Below are 17,976 nucleotides of genomic sequence, written 5' to 3' on the forward strand. Positions count from 1 at the left end.
AAGACTCACCATGAAAATGAAACAAAACAGACTCTGTCTGCTGGCAGTCTGCACGCTTCTGCTTTCGCATAAATCAGGGGCCGTCTCGTTTGATCCCTCCCTGCTTGCTGGCGCATCCGGTGAGTCCGATTTGTCTCGCTTTTCCGAAAACAACGCCATGCCTGCCGGCAGTCAGGAGATGGATATCTACGTAAACGGCAGCTGGAAGGGACGTTATACCGTCATCTACGGCGAACAGCGTGACGACATCCGCCTTGCCTGGAAAGATGCCCGGTCGCTGGGCATCAACACCACGTCCGTGCCTGCGCCCGCCATTGCGCACGGGCAGGTCCAGCTGCGCGATCTGGTTCAGGGCGGTGAAGTCAAAACCGATACCAGCACCCTGAGTCTGGCGCTTACCGTTCCGCAGGCGGCCGTGCAGCGTACTGAAGAAGGTTACATTGCCCCCCAGTTCTGGGACGAGGGGATACCGGCGCTGATGCTCTCGTGGAACACGACCTGGTACAACACCCGCGCGAAAGGCACTGCGAAAGACACAAATGATGATTTTTATGCCGGGCTGGATTCCGGCGCCAACCTGTTCGGCTGGCAGTTTCGCGACAGCAGCGCCTGGCGGAAAACCGCCAGCGGAGAGAGTAGCTGGCAGAATAATACCCGCTACCTGCGCCGTCCCCTGGCCTCGCTGAAATCCAACCTGACGCTGGGTGACTTTTATATTCCTGGCGATCTGTTTGATTCCCTGCGCGTGCGCGGCGTGTCGCTGGCGTCGGATATGAAGATGCGCCCAAATTCACAGCAGGGTTTTTCACCGGTGGTTCACGGCGTGGCACGGACGAACGCCCTGGTGAAAGTTATCCAGAATGGCAACGTGATCTATCAGGAGAACGTGCCGCCGGGCCAGTTTACCCTCGACAGCATTCAACCTACCGGGTCCGCGGGCGATTTGCTGGTGGTGGTGCGTGAAGCGGACGGTTCACAGCAGTCCTTCACGGTGCCGTTTTCCGCCGTGCCCGGGATGCTAAAAGAAGGGGTGAGCCAGTACAGCGTAGTGGCGGGTAAAGTGCATCAGAACACGCTCGATGCCGAACCCGCATTCATGCAGGCCACGCTGCGCTACGGGTTTAATAACCTCATCACCGGGTATACCGGGACGATTATTAGCGATAACTACCAGGCCGGGCTTGTCGGTACCGGGTGGAACCTTCCGTTTGGCGCGGTTTCGTTTGATGTCACCCACGCCAAAACCACCCTACAGGATCGCACCAGCAGCGGTCAGAGTTATCGCGTGTCGTACAGCAAATTTATCGATACCACCGCCACCAACTTCACCCTGGCGGCCTATCGCTATTCCACTAAAGGCTATTACAGCTTCAGCGACGCGCTCTATTCGCGCGAAGGGTATCAGCGCCTGAGAGCGCAGTACGACGACTATGAAGATCGGTTTGGCGTTGCGCCCGACATGTCGCTAAGCACCTGGGACGCCCTGCGCGCGGCGCAGCCCAAAAATACCTTTACGCTTAACCTTAATCAGCGCCTGCTCAATAACTGGGGCACGGTGTTTGTCTCCGGCACACAGCGCGATTACTGGAACTCACAGCAAACCACGCGCGAATATCAGATGGGCTATTCCAACGCCATCGGCCGCGCCAGCTATACCCTGTCGGCCAGCCGGGTACGGAACAGGGACAGTGAAGAAGAGACGCGCCTTTACCTCTCCCTCAGCCTGCCGTTCTCGCTGTTTGATAACAATGCGTGGATCACCTCCAGCCTGACGGCCAGCGATTCGCATTACGAGCAGAGCAATATCAGCATGAGCGGGAACGCGCTGGCGTCGAACCGCCTGAGCTATACCCTCTCCGGCAGTAATGCGCGTGGGGGTAAAAATGCGGCAAGCGTTAACGCCGCGTACCGTTCGAACTTCGCGACACTCGGTGGCTCTTACAGCGAATCCTCCGACTACCGCCAGACCGGGCTCAGCGGACGCGGAAGCCTGGTGGCCTACCCGTGGCACGTTCTCGCCTCAAACGAAACCGGCACAACCATGACTATCGTCGATGCGCCAAAGGCGGAGGGGCTGATGGTGAACGGCGATGAAAGCATTATGACGAACCGCGATGGCGTAGCGCTGGTGCCTTACGCCACCCCGTATCGCAAAAACGCCATTACGTTAACCGAAACGGAAAATAGCGCTGGCGCGGAGGTGATCGGCAATATGGCTAACGTGGCTCCTTACGACGGGGCGGTGAGTTATATCCGCTTCGAAACCGATAAGCGCCAGTCATGGGTACTTCATGCGACGCGCACCGACGGCAAACCGCTGCCGTTTGGCACCGAAGTGCTGGATGAACACGGTGGATCTGTCGGGTATGTCGGCCAGGCCAGCGTACTGTATATCCGTGCTGAACAGCCGCCACGCGCGCTCAACGTGCATCTCCGCGGCGGAAAGTGCGAAATCTCCTCCCCGGCCTGGGGGCTGAACAGCTCCTCATCGGTTTGCCATTAATTACGGATTATCAAAATGTTACGATCATTCATGTTCCTGCTCCTCACCAGCATTAGCGGGATGAGCTATGCCACCTGCTCCGGCAGCAGCATCGTTTATGGCACACCGATTACCATTGATTTATCGGATAAGCTGAGCCCGGCCACGCCCACATGGACCGGCAGCTTCAGCACCCAGTACAGCGGCTCGTTCAACTGTACGACGGGTAACAGTGAATTTTCTTACACGCCGATCCTCTCGACCGACAGCAAATACGCGACCATCCTCGGGTTCAGCAATAACAAGTATATGGTGCGGGCGGAGATCACCAATCCCCCGGCCAATAAAACCCTGTCAGCCAGCGGTAGCCATACGGCGTCTGAGCTGAACACACCGTTTACGGTTCGCTTCACCCTCGTTAACCAGAGCGGTACCACCCTGACGGGGGATACGGCGAACATGAGCGACGTTCTGTTCGTCAGCGACATGAGCGGGTTATCCATCTGGGAAATCATCACCTGGCCAATCAATCAGGTCATCAAGATAGCGCAGTGGTTATTCAGCGGGTTCAAGTGGCCTTACGACAACCGAGATATGTTTGGTCAACCGATGATCATCAAATACGCGCCGAAACTGACTACCTGTTCCTTTGATAATGCGGGGCTGACCGTGGCGCTGCCGACGCTCGGCATTCCCCAGCTCAGTGCATCCTCACAGCCGGGGCTGACGCCTTTTTCACTGAACATGAGCTGTCAGAACGTCGGGGTTAATGGCAATTCCGATCGGGCAATTGAGATGTTTCTGTCCAGCACGCAGCTGCTCTCAACCGACAGCTCGGTGCTGATCGACAGCAGCAGTAGCGCGGCGCAGGGCGTGGGGCTCCGCCTGATAAAACGTGACGCCCCGCAAACGCCGGTGACCTTCTCTACCTCAACCACCAGCCGTGGCAACGCCACGATGATTTTCAGCGTGGCGGCTGGCGCGGCGCTGGACGAACATTTCACCCTTCCGATGGCGGCGTACTATTACGTGTGGGCGCCCGCCCAGGTGAGCCAGGGTAAGATCAATACATCGGCTACGCTGAATATTATCTATCCCTGATGTGAACTATTCCTCCATCTTTCCAACCGCTTGCACATACTTAATCAGTTCGCTGTGGTTGGAAAGATTCAGCTTTTTCATTGCATTGTGTTTCTGTGTCGCAATGGTACTGACCGAACGGTTTCGATGACGGGCAATCTCCGTCGTTGAAAATCCTTCCACGATAAGATGAAGCACCTCCCACTCTCTGGCCGAGAGGATGGAACGCGCCCGGGAGCCGGAACGCATTACCCGCCTGAGCCACGAAGAGATCGACGGTTTTTGCCCGTCCGCCATGAGCAACGCGGGTAATTCCTTTTTCAGTTCAGTCAATTCATCCTGCTGACTGATGGTTAATTCAAATTTCATCTCCAGAACTTTTTTTAACAGCCCGTAAGGCAGCTCGGGCACCAACAGAACACGCCTGACGTGATGGGTTTTACATAAAGATGTAAAACGGCTGCTGACCTCCGCACTCCACTCTTTATGATTAAGCAGATAATTAAATTCAGTGAAGAAAACATCCACGTTATTATCCGCCACCGCCGCCAGCGCCTGTTCTGTGGAATCGACCTGAGTAATGTTCAGTACGTAATCGGGTAAAAGATCCTGGAGCGCCCGGAATATTATCTCTTTAAATATATTTATTTTGTAAAACACCATTACCCTTACGATACGTTCAGTATTATTCATGTCTTTTCTAAATTCTCGTGACCGGAGGAAAATGATAATAGTTTATGTACTCACCACTCACAACCTCTTCGCGCCAGGATTTTATCCTTCTCAGGATTAAAAATCTGAACAAGGACATTAAATTCATAGAAAAAATTCTATTTTATTCTGCACGCCGTTTCCCCTCGCAGATAAAGCCCTGTCGATAATCCTGCCACGATCACAATTTTTCTTACAGGAACAGCAGTAAATCACTGAAAAGGCGGTGGATTAACCCCATTAATCAACCTTCTGATGCTTATTATCCGCTCATTTACAGAATAAAAATCTGGCATGAATATTATTAGAAGATTAAAACAATTGCATATACCATTAAAACCATTTTTCAATTTTATCTTCCGCTAATAATTGGCTTCAGCTTTACTCGACGGTTTGTATTGGCTTACATTGATGCCATCGCATCGCGTTATTTAAAAAGTGCTCGCTATTCTTTTAATAAGAGAGTGCGAACCGCCATTTTCTCTTATATGGACTGTTTACTCAGCGAAAGGAGAATGCCAATGCAAAATAAAAAAACAATTCACGTTGCCGTTGTTGACAGCTGCGAATTCACGATGATTGGCCTGCAATCGCTTGGAAAGCGTGAGCCTGATGAAAAACACGACGTTATTTTCCATGGATTTACCCATATCGAAGAACTTGCTATGAGTGAACAACTCTTTGATATCATCATTTATGATCCGTTGAATACGCGTCATTTCCGGGTGACGACGAATGACGACATTCTCTGTATTAAACAGAAACAAGTGACAGCGAAGATCTATATCTATTCGTTATCCGCCGGCTATTTGAAATTCAAACATGTTGATGGAGTCATCAGCAAAAGAGTCTCCCTGGGGGATATCAAAGCGCTGTGGCAAATACTGATGAGCCAGACGCCGCAAGAGTCTGGCCGTTACAACGTAGGCATGACGACCCGCTTACGCACCCCGGCGAGGCTGTCCAGCGAGGAGGCCAGCGTATTGCGCGGCTATTCCTGCAATCTCAAAACCAAGCAAATCGCCCGTCAGCTGGGGTGTAACGTCAGGCTGGTTTACTTTTATAAGAACAACGCCATGAACAAGCTTAAGGCCGTGCGTGGCCCCTCGTTTTACCAGAGCATTCGCTGGATCCTGAATTAAGAATTTGACCGTGTGTCGTTTGCCTTTTGTTCCCGTGTCCGCGGGAACCTTTTTTCATTTCCTGAAGGCTGTTCCATGTATACCGTTCTTCCCTCTCCCTTGTTGCAACGTATCTCAGGGCTGCGATTCCAGCCGCTTGTCGATCTTCATTCGGGCCAGGTGTTCGCGCATGAAGTTCTCGTGGAGATCCATAACGTCAATCTTGAGGTGCTGTTTGCCTCGCTGCCCTCGCGCAGCGCGCTGCAAATCTTCTTCTGGCAGGCCAACACCCTGTTACAGATACCCGCCCGGGACGCTTACTGGCTAAACCTTCCGGCAGAACACCTTCTCAACGAACGCGCTATCCGGTTGTTGCTGGCGTTACGCCATCAGCAGCGGTTAACGATTGAAATTCAGGATCCCCTCACCATCACACGGCTGAGCGAGGATGAGCAACGTCGCCTTCATGCCACGCTTGTTCGGTTAAAAGAGGCGGGATGGCAAATCTGGCTGGACGATTTAACCCGGGAGTTGGCGGAGGCGTTCGCGCGGCTTGCGCTGCCGCTGGATGGGGTGAAAATTGACCGCTCAGCGCTGCGCGAGCGCGCGCCGCTTGCCCCGTTTGTACAGGAGGTCAGGGCAGGTATCGCGCAATCAATTCTTATAGAAGGCATCGAAAACTCGCGGGATCTGGCGCGCGCCCGCGCGTCCGGCGCACAGTCTGGTCAGGGTTTTCTGTGGCCCGAAAGCCGAACCGATGCCCGCGTAACGCTTTGACGGCCAGCGGAGCGCTGGCCTTTTTATCGGGGCTTACCAGCCCGGCACCGCGCCACCGTTAAAAATGGTCTCCGCCGCTTTCGCCACTTCCGGCGACTGATAGGACTGGATAAATTCCTTCACGTTTTCGGCGTCTTTGTTCTCTTCACGCGTGACCACAATATTCACGTAGGGTGAGTTTTTGTCTTCGATAAAGATGCTGTCGTGTACCGGAGACAGCCCGGTTTGCTGGAGATAGGTGGTGCTGATGATGGCGACATCCACTTTCGGGTCGTCCAGCACGCGCGGCAGCTGCGCGCCTTCAAGCTCCATAATCTTCAGGTTCTTCGGGTTTGCCGTGATATCCAGCGCCGTTGGCAGCAGGCCAACGTCTGGCTTGAGGGTAACCAGCTTCTCTTTTTGCAGCAGCAGCAGCGCGCGGCCGAGGTTGGTGGGATCGTTTGGAATCGCAATGGTTGCGCCGTCCTTCAGCTCAGACACCGCTTTAATCTTGCGGGAGTAGCCGGCCATAGGGAAAACGAAGGTGTTGGCAACTGCAACCAGCCTGTAGCCGTGCGCCTTGTTATCTTCTGCGAGGAACGGGCGATGCTGGAAGACGTTGGCGTCCAGTTCGCCCTGGTTGGTGGCATCGTTGGGTAGCAGCGAGCCGCTAAAGCCCACCAGCTCAACATCCAGACCGTATTTCTCCTTTGCCACCTTTTTGGCGACTTCCGCCACGTCCTGCTCAGCGCCATTAATCACGCCGACTTTAAGGTGTCTGGCATCATTGCCGCCCTGGTCACAGCCCGCGAGCAGCAGGCCAGTCAGGAGAAGCGCACCCAATCGAAGTTTCACGAGACAGTTCCTTTTGATAGACGTTTTCAAGACTATATCGACAACGAGACGGCAGGCTAAAAAACGAAAAGGAATCAGTAAGACGGTTAAGTTATATGCGGCCTGTTGCCGGGTGGCGCTGCGCTCACCCGGCCTACGTGACGGGCGAAGTGTAGGCCCGGTAAGCGTAGCGCCACCGGGCGATGGGCATCAGGCTACGGTAGTCCAGGCGCAAGCAGAACCGCTTCCCTCACGCCTGCCGACGCAGCGGCGCTTCGCGCAAAAACCACGACAGCACAAACGCCAGCACCATAATCCCCGCCGCCAGCATGAATACCGCATGGATCGCCGAGCCGAACGCATCCAGATAGTCCAGACGCAGGGCATCAGGCAGATGGTGTATGGCAACGGGATTAAGTTCGCGCGGCAGTTCCGCCCCTTCCGGCAGCCTGTCGATCAGGCCTGATTGCAGAATATGGGTGAACACCGCGCCAAACAGCGCAACGCCAATCGCCCCGCCAATGGAACGGAACAGCGTCACCCCAGACGTCGCGACGCCGTATTGATCGGCTGACACGCTGTTCTGCACCGCCAGCACCAGCACCTGCATCACCAGTCCCAGCCCCATGCCCAGCACGCCGGTAAACAGGTACAGCTGCCAGGTTGGGGAGGTGATTGAAATGCGCGTCAGTAATACCATCCCCACCACGCCGAGCAGCGTGCCGAGGATCGGGAACAGACGATATTTCCCGGTACGGCTGATGATGCGCCCGCTGATAATGGAGGTGAGCAACAGCCCCCCCATCAGGGGGATCAGTTGCAAACCGGCCTGCGTCGGCGTGGCGTCTTTTACCACCTGTAAATAGAGCGGCAGGAAAGTGACGGAGCCAAACAGCGACATGCCGATAATAAAACCGATCAGGCTACAGAGCAGGAAGCTGCGGTCGCGGAAGAGCGACAGCGGGATAATCGGCTCCCACGCCAGCCGCTCTTCGTAGATAAACCCGGCGATCCCCGTCAGGCCGAAGGCCAGAATGCACCACAGCTGCGGGTCGCTCCATTGGCGGATCGTCCCGCCCTCGGTGGTAAACAGAATGATGCACAGCAACGCCATGCTGAGGTAAATCGCCCCCAGGTAGTCAATCTCATGCTTGCTGCGCCGCGCGCTGCCGTGGAAAACCGCGCCAATCACCAGCAGGGCAAACAGCCCCAGCGGCAGGTTGATGTAGAAAATCCAGCGCCAGGATGCGTGCTGAACGATAAACCCGCCGATCAGCGGCCCTATCACCGTCGCCAGGCCAAACACGCCGCCAAACAACCCCTGATAGCGACCCCGATCGGCAGGCGGGATCACGTCCGCCACGGCAGCCATGCTGATCACCATCAGACCGCCGCCCCCCAGCCCTTGCAGGGCGCGCATCAGCACCAGCTGGGTCATGTTCTGCGCCAGACCGCACAGCGCGGACCCTACAAGAAACAGCACAATCGCGATTTGCAGAACGATTTTTCGGCCAAACAGATCGCCGAATTTGCCATACAGCGGCACCACGATGGTCGAACTGAGGATATAGGCCGTTACCACCCACGAGAGCTTATCCAGCCCGCCCAGCTCACCGACGATGGTCGGCAGCGCGGTGGAGACAATGGTCTGATCCAGCGCCGAGAGCAGCATCACCAGCAGGAGTGCGCTGAACAGCAGCTTAATCGACGGCGCCTTTTTCGCAGGTTGAGTCATTACGTCGGACTCCATAAGACATCACTTGAAATTAATTAATCGTATAATTAATATTTGTGGAAGTGATGAATAAGATCAAGAGATACGGTGACCATGCCAGCACAAAAGGACAATTCTGAACCCCGCCGCCCCGGTCGGCCACGCGGCGGCAAGCGCGTTACCGCCAGCCGTGAACAGCTGCTGGACATCGCCCTGAACCTCTTTTCCCGCCAGGGGATCGCCAATACGTCGTTGAACGCTATTGCCCGCGAAGCAGGCGTGACGCCCGCCATGCTGCACTACTACTTCAACTCCAGAGAACAGTTACTGGATGCGATGATTGAGGAGCGCTTCCTGCCGTTACGCGAGCGGATCGGGGCGATTTTCGCCGACAACCGGGATTCGCCGGTGGATGCCCTGACGGAAATGGTCAGGGTGCTGGCCGAACTGGCGGAAAAGTATCGCTGGTTTGCCCCGCTGTGGATGCAGGAGGTGATTGGCGAGATGCCGGTACTGCGCACCCATTTGCAGGCACGCTTTGGCGATGAGAAATATCACACCACGCTGGCAACCATCAAAGGCTGGCAGCAGGAAGGAAAGCTGAATCCGGCGCTGGCCCCCGAACTGCTGTTCACTACGCTGCTGAGCCTGGTGCTGGTGCCGTTCTCCCGCATGCGCAATGACGAGAGGCTTAGCGCCCTCTCGCCGGAGATCGTGGTGCGCCACGTGTTAGCCGTGATTGGCACCGGGATCGGCGGTTAAAGATGTTTGGTCAGATAGTGTCTCTGCATTCCCTGATAAGGGTAATCCTGCAAGGACATCTGCACCTGATAACCCTGTTTTTCATAGAACGGACGCGCCTGGAAGCTGACCGTATCCACCAGCGCGTGACGACAGCCTTTGCGACGGGCCTCCTCTTCAGCCGTTTTGATAAGCTGGCTTCCCACGCCCGTTCCCCGCACGCTGTCGCTGACCCACAGATAGTCGATGTTCAGCCAGTCGCCTTTCCGTACGCCGATTAACCCGCCCAGCATGACGCCATTGTCGTCTCGCATATATACGCCAATATCGCCGCCAAACGTCGCCAGATCTAAAAACTGCGCGTTATAGGCTCTTAGCCCCGTTAATAATTCTTCTTTTTCTTCGGCTGTGACATTATCTGTAATGCTCAGATGCATAATTCTCTCCTTATTTTCAGCGCAATCTGAATATCTCACAGCTTAACCTTCATAAAAACTCCTTATTTTCTCCATTGTTTATACCTGGAAATATTCATTCAATATGTAAATAAAAAAAGCCTTTCCAATAGTCTCCGAAAACGTATAATGAGAACGATCATTCTCACTTTTCACGATAGCCGACAATGAGTACAAAGCTGGAAGAACGACAAAAACTGCGGCAGGACGAAATCATTACCGCCGCGCGCCGCTGCTTTCGCGCCAGTGGATTTCACGCTGCCAGCATGTCGCAGATCGCCAGCGAAGCCAGGCTCAGCGTCGGACAAATCTATCGCTATTTCAGTAACAAAGACGCGATTATTGAAGAGATGATCCGGCGAATTATCGACTCACGTATTGAAGAGATGCAGGGCAAAACCCTGGTTGAAGGGATGCCGCAGGCGCTTGCCTGGCGCCAGACGCTTAACGAAGACGATGACGCGCTGATGCTCGAAATGTCCGCAGAGGCCACGCGCAATCCGCTGGTGGCAAACATGCTGATCGAAGCCGAAGCTCGCATGTTCGCCAACGCCTGTGAGCACCTGAAAAAGCAGTTCCCTCACCTGAGCGATGAGCATATTCGCTGCTGCGTGGAGATTACCGCCGTGATGATCGAAGGCACGATTTACCGTCGACTCACGCCTTTAAAAGTACCATCAGAACAATTAGAGCCTATATACCAGAATATTTTAAATATGATTTTCTCTGCGAAGTAATCGCATGTGAATAATTAGCGGAAATAAGTAATTTCCCTTTTTTCATTTCTGGCTCAGCCAGAGATGCGGGATCGCTGTGCTTTTAATTAGCCCTCCTCCCTGTTAAGCGATTAACAGGGCAGGCTTCGTTCACCCTGGAAAAAGATTATGAAAACCATAACAACCTCCATTGCGGCATTACTCCTCCTGACAGGGTGCGATAATGCGCAAACATCTGCTCCTCAACGTCCTCTTCCGGAAGTGGGGATTGTCACCCTCATGAGCCAGCCGGTGTCCGTCGTCAGCGAGCTGACCGGCCGCACCGCCGCCGCAATGAGCGCCGAAGTGCGCCCCCAGGTAGGTGGCATTATCCAGAAACGCCTGTTCACCGAAGGCGATACGGTCAAGGCCGGGCAGGCGCTGTATCAGATCGATCCTTCCAGCTACCGCGCCGCGTATGATGAAGCCGCCGCCGCACTGAAACAGGCACAGGCGCTGGTGCAGGCCGACTGCCAGAAAGCCCGGCGTTATGCGCAGCTGGTGAAGGACGACGGCGTATCACGTCAGGATGCGGAAGACGCGAAGTCCACCTGCGCGCAGGACAAGGCCAGCGTCGAGTCAAAGAAAGCCGCGCTGGAAAGCGCCCGCATTAACCTCAACTGGACCACCGTCACCGCGCCGATTGCCGGACGTATCGGCATCTCCTCTGTGACCCCCGGCGCGCTGGTGACCGCCCAGCAGGATACCGCGCTGGCCACCATTCGCGGGCTGGACAGTATGTACGTCGATTTAACCCGTTCCAGCGCCGATCTGCTGCGTTTACGCAAGCAAACCCTCGCCAGCAACAGCGATACGCTGAACGTGTCGTTGATTCTCGAAGACGGCAGCAGCTACAGCGAAAAAGGCCGCCTGGCGCTGACCGAAGTGGCGGTGGATGAGTCTACCGGCTCAGTTACCCTGCGCGCCGTCTTCCCGAATCCGCAGCATCAGCTTCTGCCGGGCATGTTCGTCCGCGCCAGAGTGGATGAAGGCATCATGAATGACGCGATCCTCGCCCCGCAGCAGGGCATCACTCGCGACGCCAAAGGCACCGCCACCGCGCTGGTGGTGAACGCCAGCAACAAGGTCGAACAGCGTCAGCTGGAGACGGGTGACACCTACGGCGACAAATGGCTGGTGCTGAGCGGTTTGAAGGCGGGCGATAAGCTGATTGTGGAAGGCACCGATAAAGTCACCGCCGGGCAGGAAGTGAAAGCTGAAGAGATGAAAACCAACGGAGGAAACGCCTGATGTTTTCCCGTTTCTTCGTGCGTCGCCCGGTCTTTGCCTGGGTTATCGCCATTCTCATCATGCTCGCCGGAATGCTGGCGATCCGCACGCTGCCCGTTGCGCAGTACCCGGACGTGGCTCCGCCGTCGATCAAAATCTCCGCCACCTATACCGGTGCCTCCGCACAGACGCTGGAAAACAGCGTGACGCAGGTGATCGAGCAGCAGCTCACCGGGCTGGATAACCTGCTCTACTTCACCTCCACCAGCAGCTCGGACGGGTCGGTGAGTATTAACGTCACGTTTGAACAGGGAACCGATCCGGACACCGCTCAGGTACAGGTGCAGAACAAAGTCCAGCAGGCGGAATCGCGCCTGCCGACCGAGGTGCAGCAGTCCGGGATCACCGTCGAAAAATCCCAGAGCAACTTCCTGCTGATCATGGGCGTATATGACAAAACCGACACCGCCAGCAGCTCGGATATCGCCGACTGGCTGGTGAGTAATATGCAGGATCCGCTGGCGCGCGTGGATGGCGTCGGTAGCCTACAGGTGTTCGGTGCAGAATACGCGATGCGCATCTGGCTCGACCCGGCGAAGCTGGCGTCGTACTCGCTGATGCCCTCCGACGTGCAGAGCGCGATTGAAGCGCAGAACGTGCAGGTCTCCGCCGGTAAAATCGGCGCACTGCCCTCGTCGAACGCCCAACAGCTGACCGCCACCGTCCGCGCTCAGTCGCGTCTGCAAACGGTCGATGAGTTCAAAAAGATCATCGTCAAGAGCCAGTCCAACGGTGCGGTGGTGCGCATCAGCGATGTCGCGCGCGTGGAGATGGGCAGCGAAGATTACACCGCCACCGCGAAGCTGAACGGCCACCCGGCGGCGGGTATGGCGGTGATGCTCTCGCCGGGCGCCAACGCGCTTAACACCGCCACGGCGGTAAAAGACAAGATTGCCGAGTTCAAAAAGTCGATGCCGGAAGGCTACGACGTGGCCTATCCGAAAGACAGCACCGAGTTCATCAAAATCTCCGTTGAGGACGTGATTCAGACCCTGTTCGAAGCCATTATCCTCGTGGTGGTGGTGATGTACCTGTTCCTGCAAAACATCCGTGCGACGCTGATCCCGGCGCTGGCGGTGCCGGTGGTGCTGCTGGGCACCTTCGGCGTGCTGGCGCTGTTCGGTTACTCCATCAACACCCTGACGCTGTTTGCGATGGTGCTGGCGATAGGGCTTTTGGTGGATGACGCCATCGTGGTGGTGGAAAACGTCGAGCGTATTATGCGCGACGAAGGGCTGCCCGCCCGGGAAGCGACCGAAAAATCGATGGGCGAAATTTCCGGCGCGCTGATCGCCATTGCGCTGGTGCTCTCTGCGGTATTCCTGCCGATGGCCTTCTTCGGCGGCTCTACCGGGGTCATTTACCGCCAGTTCTCGGTCACCATTATTTCGGCGATGTTCCTCTCCGTGGTGGTGGCGCTGACCCTGACGCCCGCGCTGTGCGGCTCGATCCTGAATCACACCGCTCCGCACAAAAAGGGCTTCTTCGGCGCGTTTAACCGCTTCTACAGTAAGACCGAGCACGGCTATCAGAACAAGGTGCTGCGCGCCCTGCGCCGTTCCGGTGGCATGCTGGTGATCTACGCCCTGCTCTGCGGCGCGATGGGGTTCGCCATGCTAAAACTGCCGGGCAGCTTCCTGCCAACCGAAGACCAGGGTGAAATCATGGTGCAGTACACCCTGCCCGCCGGCGCAACCGCGGTGCGTACCGCCGAGGTAAGCCGCCAGGTACGCGAGTGGTTCCTCACCAAAGAGAAAGCCAATACCGACGTGATCTTCACCATTGAAGGCTTCAGCTTCAGCGGCAGTGGCCAGAACGCCGGGATGGCGTTCGTCTCCCTGAAAAACTGGTCAGAGCGCAAAGGCGATGAGAATACCGCCCAGGCCATTGCCCTGCGCGCCACGCAGGAGCTGAGCACCATTCGGGATGCCACAATTTTCGCCATGACGCCCCCGGCGGTGGATGGTTTAGGCCAGAGCAACGGCTTTACCTTTGAGCTGATGGCCAGCGGCGGCACCGACCGCGACGCGCTGCTGAAACTGCGTAACCAGCTGATTGGCGAAGCCAACCAGGACAACTCGCTGCACGCCGTGCGCGCCAACGATCTGCCGCAGATGCCGCAGCTTCAGGTGGATATCGATAACAACAAAGCCGTGTCGCTGGGGCTCTCCCTGAGCGATGTTACCGACACCCTCTCCAGCGCCTGGGGCGGCACCTACGTGAACGACTTCATTGACCGTGGCCGCGTGAAAAAGGTCTACATCCAGGGCGACAGCGACTATCGCGCGGTGCCATCGGATCTTAACAAATGGTATGTGCGCGGCAGCGACAGCACCATGACCCCGTTCTCCGCCTTCGCCACCACCCGCTGGGAGTATGGCCCGGAAAGCCTGGTGCGCTACAACGGCTCGGCGGCGTATGAGATTCAGGGCGAAAACGCCAGCGGCGCCAGCTCCGGTACGGCGATGAGCAAAATGGAGCAGCTGGCGAATAACCTGCCGTCCGGCAGCACCTGGGCATGGAGCGGTTTGTCGTTGCAGGAAAAACTGGCGAGCGGTCAGGCGATGAGCCTCTATGCCCTCTCGATCCTGGTGGTGTTCCTGTGCCTGGCGGCGCTGTATGAGAGCTGGTCGGTGCCGATTTCGGTCATCATGGTGATCCCGCTAGGGGTGCTGGGTGCGGCGGTTGCCGCCTCCCTGCGCGGCCTGAACAACGACGTCTATTTCCAGGTGGCGCTGCTGACCACCATCGGTCTGTCGTCGAAGAACGCCATTCTGATTGTCGAGTTTGCCGAAGCCAAAGTGGCCGAAGGCTACTCCCTGACGCGCGCCGCCCTGCGGGCCGCCCAGACGCGTCTGCGTCCGATCATCATGACCTCGCTGGCTTTTATCGCAGGCGTGACGCCGCTGGCGATTGCCACCGGCGCCGGGGCCAACAGCCGCGTGGCGATCGGTACCGGCATTATCGGCGGGACGCTGGCCGCGACGCTGCTGGCCATCTTCTTTGTTCCTTTATTCTTTGTACTGGTGAAACGTCTGTTCTCCGGTAAGCACGCAAACCGGAGGTCATAATGTTTCGTGTAACCGTATTAACGTTAGCGCTGCTGAGCGCGGGCTGTGTGTCATTAGATCCCACGTATCAGCGCCCGGACGCCCCCGTCCCGGCGACGTTGCCGGGCGCCCATGGCGAAGCCAACGCCGTGGTGAGCCAGTGGCAGCAGGTGATGAATGATGCGCGGTTGAAAAGCGTGGTGACGATGGCGCTCAACAGCAACCGCGACGTGCAAAAAGCGATTGCGGATATCGACGCCGCCCGTGCCCAGTATGGCGAAACGCGCTCGTCCCTGTTCCCGACGGTGGACGCGGAACTGAGCCACACCCGCAGCCGCACGCTGGCTAGCGGCGGCGCGACAAGTGACGAAGCCAACGGCGCGGTCTCCAGCTTCGAACTGGATCTGTTTGGCCGCAACCAGAGCCTGTCGCGTGCCGCGCGTGAAACCTGGCTTGCCAGCGAATTCACCGCGCAGAACACGCGCCTGACGATGGTCAGCGAGCTGACCACGGCCTGGGTGACGCTGGCGGCGGATAACAGCAATCTGGCGCTGGCGAAGTCCACCCTGGAGAGCGCCGCAAACTCGCTCAAGATTGTGAAGCGCCAGCAGGAAGTGGGCGTGGCAGCGGCAACGGACGTCAGTGAAGCGATGGCGGTTTACCAGCAGGCGCGCGCCAGCGTGGCGAGCTACCAGACGCTGGTGATGCAGGACAAAAACGCTCTCAACCTGCTGGCGGGCGATACGGTGCCCGAGAACCTGCTGCCCGGCACGCTGGAGAGCCTGAGCGACAACGCCATCACGCTGATCCCGGCGGGCGTCAGCTCCAGCGCGCTGCTGCGTCGTCCGGACATTCAGGAGGCGGAACATAACCTGCTGAGCGCTAACGCCAACATCGGCGCGGCGCGCGCCAACTTCTTCCCGACCATCTCGCTCACCGCCAGCGCGGGCGTCGGCAGCGATTCGCTGTCGTCCTTGTTCAGCCACGGGATGAAGGTCTGGTCGTTTGCGCCGTCCATCACCCTGCCGCTGTTCAGCGGCGGCAACAATATGGCGCAGCTGCGCTATGCGGAAGCCGAGAAAAAAGGGTTAATTGCGACCTATGAGAAAACCATCCAGAGCGCGTTTAAGGACGTGGCCGACGCGCTGGCCCGGCGCGAAACGTTGAGTGAACAGCTTGATGCCCAGCGTGAATACGTGGCGGCGGAGCAAAAAACGCTGGATGTGGCGACGCGCAGTTACAAGGCTGGCGCAGGCGATTATCTGACGGTGCTCACCGCGCAGCGGTCGCTGTGGTCGGCGCAGGAATCACTGATTGCCTTGCAGCAAACCGACCTGGAAAACCGCATCACGCTGTGGCAGTCGCTGGGCGGCGGGATTCAGTAACATCACTGCCGGGCGGCGCAACGTTGCCCGGCCATCAGAGTAAATACCTATGGCAAAACTCTCTTTTTCTTTCGCGGCCATCCTTGGCCTGCTGACGGCGATCGGGCCGCTGTGTTCCGATTTTTATCTTCCGGCGCTGCCGGAGATCGCCACCCAGCTCAACACCTCCACAACGCTGACGCAGCTTTCTCTTACCTCGGCGCTGATTGGCCTGGGGCTGGGACAACTTTTTTTCGGCCCGCTAAGCGATCGCATCGGACGTAAAACGCCGCTGCTGTTCTCACTTTTGCTGTTTGTACTGGCTTCAGTGCTTTGTGCCAGCACGCAGAATATTTACGCCCTGATCGGCTGGCGATTTGTGCAGGGCGTTGCCGGGGCGGGCGGCTCCGTACTTGCCCGCTCCATCGCCCGTGATAACTATCATGGCACGATGCTAACGCAGTTTTTTGCCCTACTGATGACGGTCAACGGCATCGCGCCCGTGGTGTCCCCGGTACTCGGTGGCTATATCGCGTCGCATTTCGACTGGCGGATGCTGTTCTGGGTAATGGCAGGGGCGGGTCTGGCGCTGCTGATCGCCAGCCAGCTTTTTATCCGCGAGTCCCTCACAGAGAAACAGGGCGGGGGATCGCTGACGCAAACCGCCAGGACGGTACTTAAAAATCGTCGCTTTATGCGCTACTGCCTGATCCAGGCCTTCATGCTGGCGGGGCTGTTCGCCTATATCGGGGCATCCTCCTTTGTGATGCAAAACGAATATGGCCTGAGCGCCATGCAGTTCAGCCTGCTGTTCGGTGTGAACGGTATCGGCCTGATCGTCTCAGCGCTGATTTTCTCCCGTCTGGCACGCCGACACCCGGCGGAAGGGTTAATGCAAATAGGCCTGGTGTTGGCCGTAACCTGCGCGGGGCTGACGTTGCTCTTTGCGTGGATGCAGCTTTCCGTTCCGGCACTGATTGCACTCTTTTTCACCGTCGCATTTAACAGCGGGATCAGCACCATTGCGGGTTCAGAAGCGATGAGCGCAGTCGACGCGAAGGAGTCCGGCACAGCGTCAGCCATTCTGGGCATGCTGATGTTTTTATTCGGCGGGATCGCAGCGCCTCTTGCCGGTATCGGCGGAGAAACGATGCTGAAAATGAGTCTCGCGGTGTTAGTAAGCTATGGCATTGCACTGGCGTTCGGATCCCGCACGCAGAATGCGTAAATTCATACTTTTGGCTTGAATCGCGTTGATGAATGTAACGATATATTTCAGGGGAAGCATGTGACTTTCAAAGGAGGTTTCGATGAAATCTGCACACCTGGTTTGCCTGCTCGTTTGCCTGATTTTCGCTGCGTTTGTTCACGCGCAGGAGAAGAGCGCTCCGGAGAAAGAGGCCCAGATAAAACAGCAGGTCCTGAAAGATGTGAAGAAAACCTGTACCCCGCAGAAAAAGCAGAGCGATAAGGCCTGGCAGGCGATGATTTTGTCGTCTGAGGCCAATCAGCTGCTGATCAAAAACGCCATCACCGCCGTGAAGCGTGACAACCTGGACGCCTACTGGGATGCAGTAAGTCAGGTGGATTGTATGGAAGATTACTGAGGGTTGAGCGCCGGGT

The 17,976-nt window shown here is 56.9% G+C and carries 15 protein-coding genes; 11 read left to right on the forward strand and 4 right to left on the reverse strand.

Annotated elements, in window-relative coordinates:
• The first annotated feature begins 10 nt into the window (after window positions 1-10).
• Entirely contained in the window at window positions 11-2,503 is a 2,493-nt protein-coding gene (locus SK58_RS01635) for a fimbria/pilus outer membrane usher protein (RefSeq protein WP_047638023.1), read from the forward strand.
• A gap of 15 nt (window positions 2,504-2,518) precedes the next feature.
• A complete protein-coding gene (locus SK58_RS01640; protein ID WP_032668888.1) occupies window positions 2,519-3,583 on the forward strand; it encodes a fimbrial protein in 1,065 nt (354 codons plus the stop codon).
• Window positions 3,584-3,589: 6 nt separating this feature from the next.
• Here SK58_RS01640 and SK58_RS01645 read toward each other — a convergent pair whose 3' ends face one another.
• Entirely contained in the window at window positions 3,590-4,225 is a 636-nt protein-coding gene (locus SK58_RS01645) for a LuxR C-terminal-related transcriptional regulator (protein ID WP_015570092.1), read from the reverse strand.
• Between the two features lie 569 nt (window positions 4,226-4,794).
• Here SK58_RS01645 and SK58_RS01650 point away from each other — a divergent pair.
• Window positions 4,795-5,415, forward strand: a complete 621-nt coding sequence (locus SK58_RS01650; RefSeq protein ID WP_015570093.1) for a LuxR C-terminal-related transcriptional regulator — start codon at window positions 4,795-4,797, stop codon at window positions 5,413-5,415.
• A 75-nt stretch (window positions 5,416-5,490) separates the two neighbouring features.
• The gene (locus SK58_RS01655; RefSeq protein ID WP_015570094.1) at window positions 5,491-6,171 is read left to right on the forward strand and encodes an EAL domain-containing protein; all 681 of its coding nucleotides are present in this window, start codon (window positions 5,491-5,493) and stop codon (window positions 6,169-6,171) included.
• Window positions 6,172-6,204: 33 nt separating this feature from the next.
• Here SK58_RS01655 and nlpA read toward each other — a convergent pair whose 3' ends face one another.
• Both nlpA and SK58_RS01665 read right to left on the reverse strand, forming a co-directional pair.
• Window positions 6,205-7,005 carry a lipoprotein NlpA gene (nlpA, locus tag SK58_RS01660; protein WP_048219283.1) on the reverse strand — a complete coding sequence of 267 codons (801 nt, stop codon included), beginning with the start codon at window positions 7,003-7,005 and terminating at the stop codon, window positions 6,205-6,207.
• Window positions 7,006-7,234: 229 nt separating this feature from the next.
• Entirely contained in the window at window positions 7,235-8,734 is a 1,500-nt protein-coding gene (locus tag SK58_RS01665; RefSeq protein WP_015570095.1) for an MDR family MFS transporter, read from the reverse strand.
• Window positions 8,735-8,812: 78 nt separating this feature from the next.
• Here SK58_RS01665 and SK58_RS01670 point away from each other — a divergent pair, with 78 nt between their 5' ends.
• Window positions 8,813-9,460, forward strand: coding sequence for a TetR/AcrR family transcriptional regulator (locus tag SK58_RS01670; protein ID WP_017383663.1), 648 nt, complete (start codon window positions 8,813-8,815; stop codon window positions 9,458-9,460).
• Here SK58_RS01670 and SK58_RS01675 read toward each other — a convergent pair.
• Window positions 9,457-9,876, reverse strand: coding sequence for a GNAT family N-acetyltransferase (locus tag SK58_RS01675; protein ID WP_015570097.1), 420 nt, complete (start codon window positions 9,874-9,876; stop codon window positions 9,457-9,459). The genes SK58_RS01670 and SK58_RS01675 overlap by 4 nt on opposite strands.
• 185 nt (window positions 9,877-10,061) lie before the next feature.
• Here SK58_RS01675 and SK58_RS01680 point away from each other — a divergent pair, with 185 nt between their 5' ends.
• The 6 genes from SK58_RS01680 to SK58_RS01705 all read left to right on the forward strand — a co-directional run bounded on the left by SK58_RS01680 (window position 10,062) and on the right by SK58_RS01705 (window position 17,960).
• Window positions 10,062-10,631: a TetR/AcrR family transcriptional regulator gene (locus tag SK58_RS01680; protein WP_000104919.1), complete on the forward strand. Its 570-nt coding sequence runs from the start codon at window positions 10,062-10,064 to the stop codon at window positions 10,629-10,631.
• 147 nt (window positions 10,632-10,778) lie between these two features.
• Window positions 10,779-11,900 carry an efflux RND transporter periplasmic adaptor subunit gene (locus tag SK58_RS01685; RefSeq protein ID WP_017383665.1) on the forward strand — a complete coding sequence of 374 codons (1,122 nt, stop codon included), beginning with the start codon at window positions 10,779-10,781 and terminating at the stop codon, window positions 11,898-11,900.
• On the forward strand, window positions 11,900-15,010 hold the full coding sequence (locus tag SK58_RS01690) for an efflux RND transporter permease subunit (protein ID WP_017383666.1): 3,111 nt from the start codon (window positions 11,900-11,902) through the stop codon (window positions 15,008-15,010). Before SK58_RS01685 ends, SK58_RS01690 begins: the two co-directional genes overlap by 1 nt.
• Entirely contained in the window at window positions 15,010-16,374 is a 1,365-nt protein-coding gene (locus SK58_RS01695) for an efflux transporter outer membrane subunit (RefSeq protein WP_048219285.1), read from the forward strand. The genes SK58_RS01690 and SK58_RS01695 overlap by 1 nt, the downstream gene beginning before the upstream one ends.
• A gap of 49 nt (window positions 16,375-16,423) precedes the next feature.
• Window positions 16,424-17,581: a multidrug effflux MFS transporter gene (locus SK58_RS01700; RefSeq protein WP_023302834.1), complete on the forward strand. Its 1,158-nt coding sequence runs from the start codon at window positions 16,424-16,426 to the stop codon at window positions 17,579-17,581.
• Window positions 17,582-17,663: 82 nt separating this feature from the next.
• Window positions 17,664-17,960 (forward strand): YicS family protein, encoded by a 297-nt coding sequence (locus SK58_RS01705; RefSeq protein ID WP_003861030.1) that lies wholly within the window; start codon window positions 17,664-17,666, stop codon window positions 17,958-17,960.
• The last annotated feature ends 16 nt before the right edge of the window (window positions 17,961-17,976 follow it).

Origin of the sequence: Enterobacter sp. BIDMC93 (assembly GCF_001037805.1) — a bacterium.
Taxonomy (GTDB): Bacteria; Pseudomonadota; Gammaproteobacteria; order Enterobacterales; family Enterobacteriaceae; genus Enterobacter; species Enterobacter hormaechei_C.

Excerpts from the sequence above, each read along its gene's own strand:
- SK58_RS01655 (WP_015570094.1), top strand. The coding sequence starts at position 5,491 with ATGTATACCGTTCTTCCCTCTCCCTTGTTGCAACGTATCTCAGGGCTG.
- SK58_RS01640 (WP_032668888.1), top strand. The coding sequence starts at position 2,519 with ATGTTACGATCATTCATGTTCCTGCTCCTCACCAGCATTAGCGGGATG.
- SK58_RS01645 (WP_015570092.1), bottom strand. The coding sequence starts at position 4,225 with ATGGTGTTTTACAAAATAAATATATTTAAAGAGATAATATTCCGGGCG.
- SK58_RS01675 (WP_015570097.1), bottom strand. The coding sequence starts at position 9,876 with ATGCATCTGAGCATTACAGATAATGTCACAGCCGAAGAAAAAGAAGAA.
- SK58_RS01650 (WP_015570093.1), top strand. The coding sequence starts at position 4,795 with ATGCAAAATAAAAAAACAATTCACGTTGCCGTTGTTGACAGCTGCGAA.
- SK58_RS01690 (WP_017383666.1), top strand. The coding sequence starts at position 11,900 with ATGTTTTCCCGTTTCTTCGTGCGTCGCCCGGTCTTTGCCTGGGTTATC.
- SK58_RS01635 (WP_047638023.1), top strand. The coding sequence starts at position 11 with ATGAAAATGAAACAAAACAGACTCTGTCTGCTGGCAGTCTGCACGCTT.
- SK58_RS01685 (WP_017383665.1), top strand. The coding sequence starts at position 10,779 with ATGAAAACCATAACAACCTCCATTGCGGCATTACTCCTCCTGACAGGG.
- SK58_RS01695 (WP_048219285.1), top strand. The coding sequence starts at position 15,010 with ATGTTTCGTGTAACCGTATTAACGTTAGCGCTGCTGAGCGCGGGCTGT.
- SK58_RS01705 (WP_003861030.1), top strand. The coding sequence starts at position 17,664 with ATGAAATCTGCACACCTGGTTTGCCTGCTCGTTTGCCTGATTTTCGCT.
- SK58_RS01700 (WP_023302834.1), top strand. The coding sequence starts at position 16,424 with ATGGCAAAACTCTCTTTTTCTTTCGCGGCCATCCTTGGCCTGCTGACG.
- SK58_RS01680 (WP_000104919.1), top strand. The coding sequence starts at position 10,062 with ATGAGTACAAAGCTGGAAGAACGACAAAAACTGCGGCAGGACGAAATC.
- SK58_RS01670 (WP_017383663.1), top strand. The coding sequence starts at position 8,813 with ATGCCAGCACAAAAGGACAATTCTGAACCCCGCCGCCCCGGTCGGCCA.
- SK58_RS01665 (WP_015570095.1), bottom strand. The coding sequence starts at position 8,734 with ATGGAGTCCGACGTAATGACTCAACCTGCGAAAAAGGCGCCGTCGATT.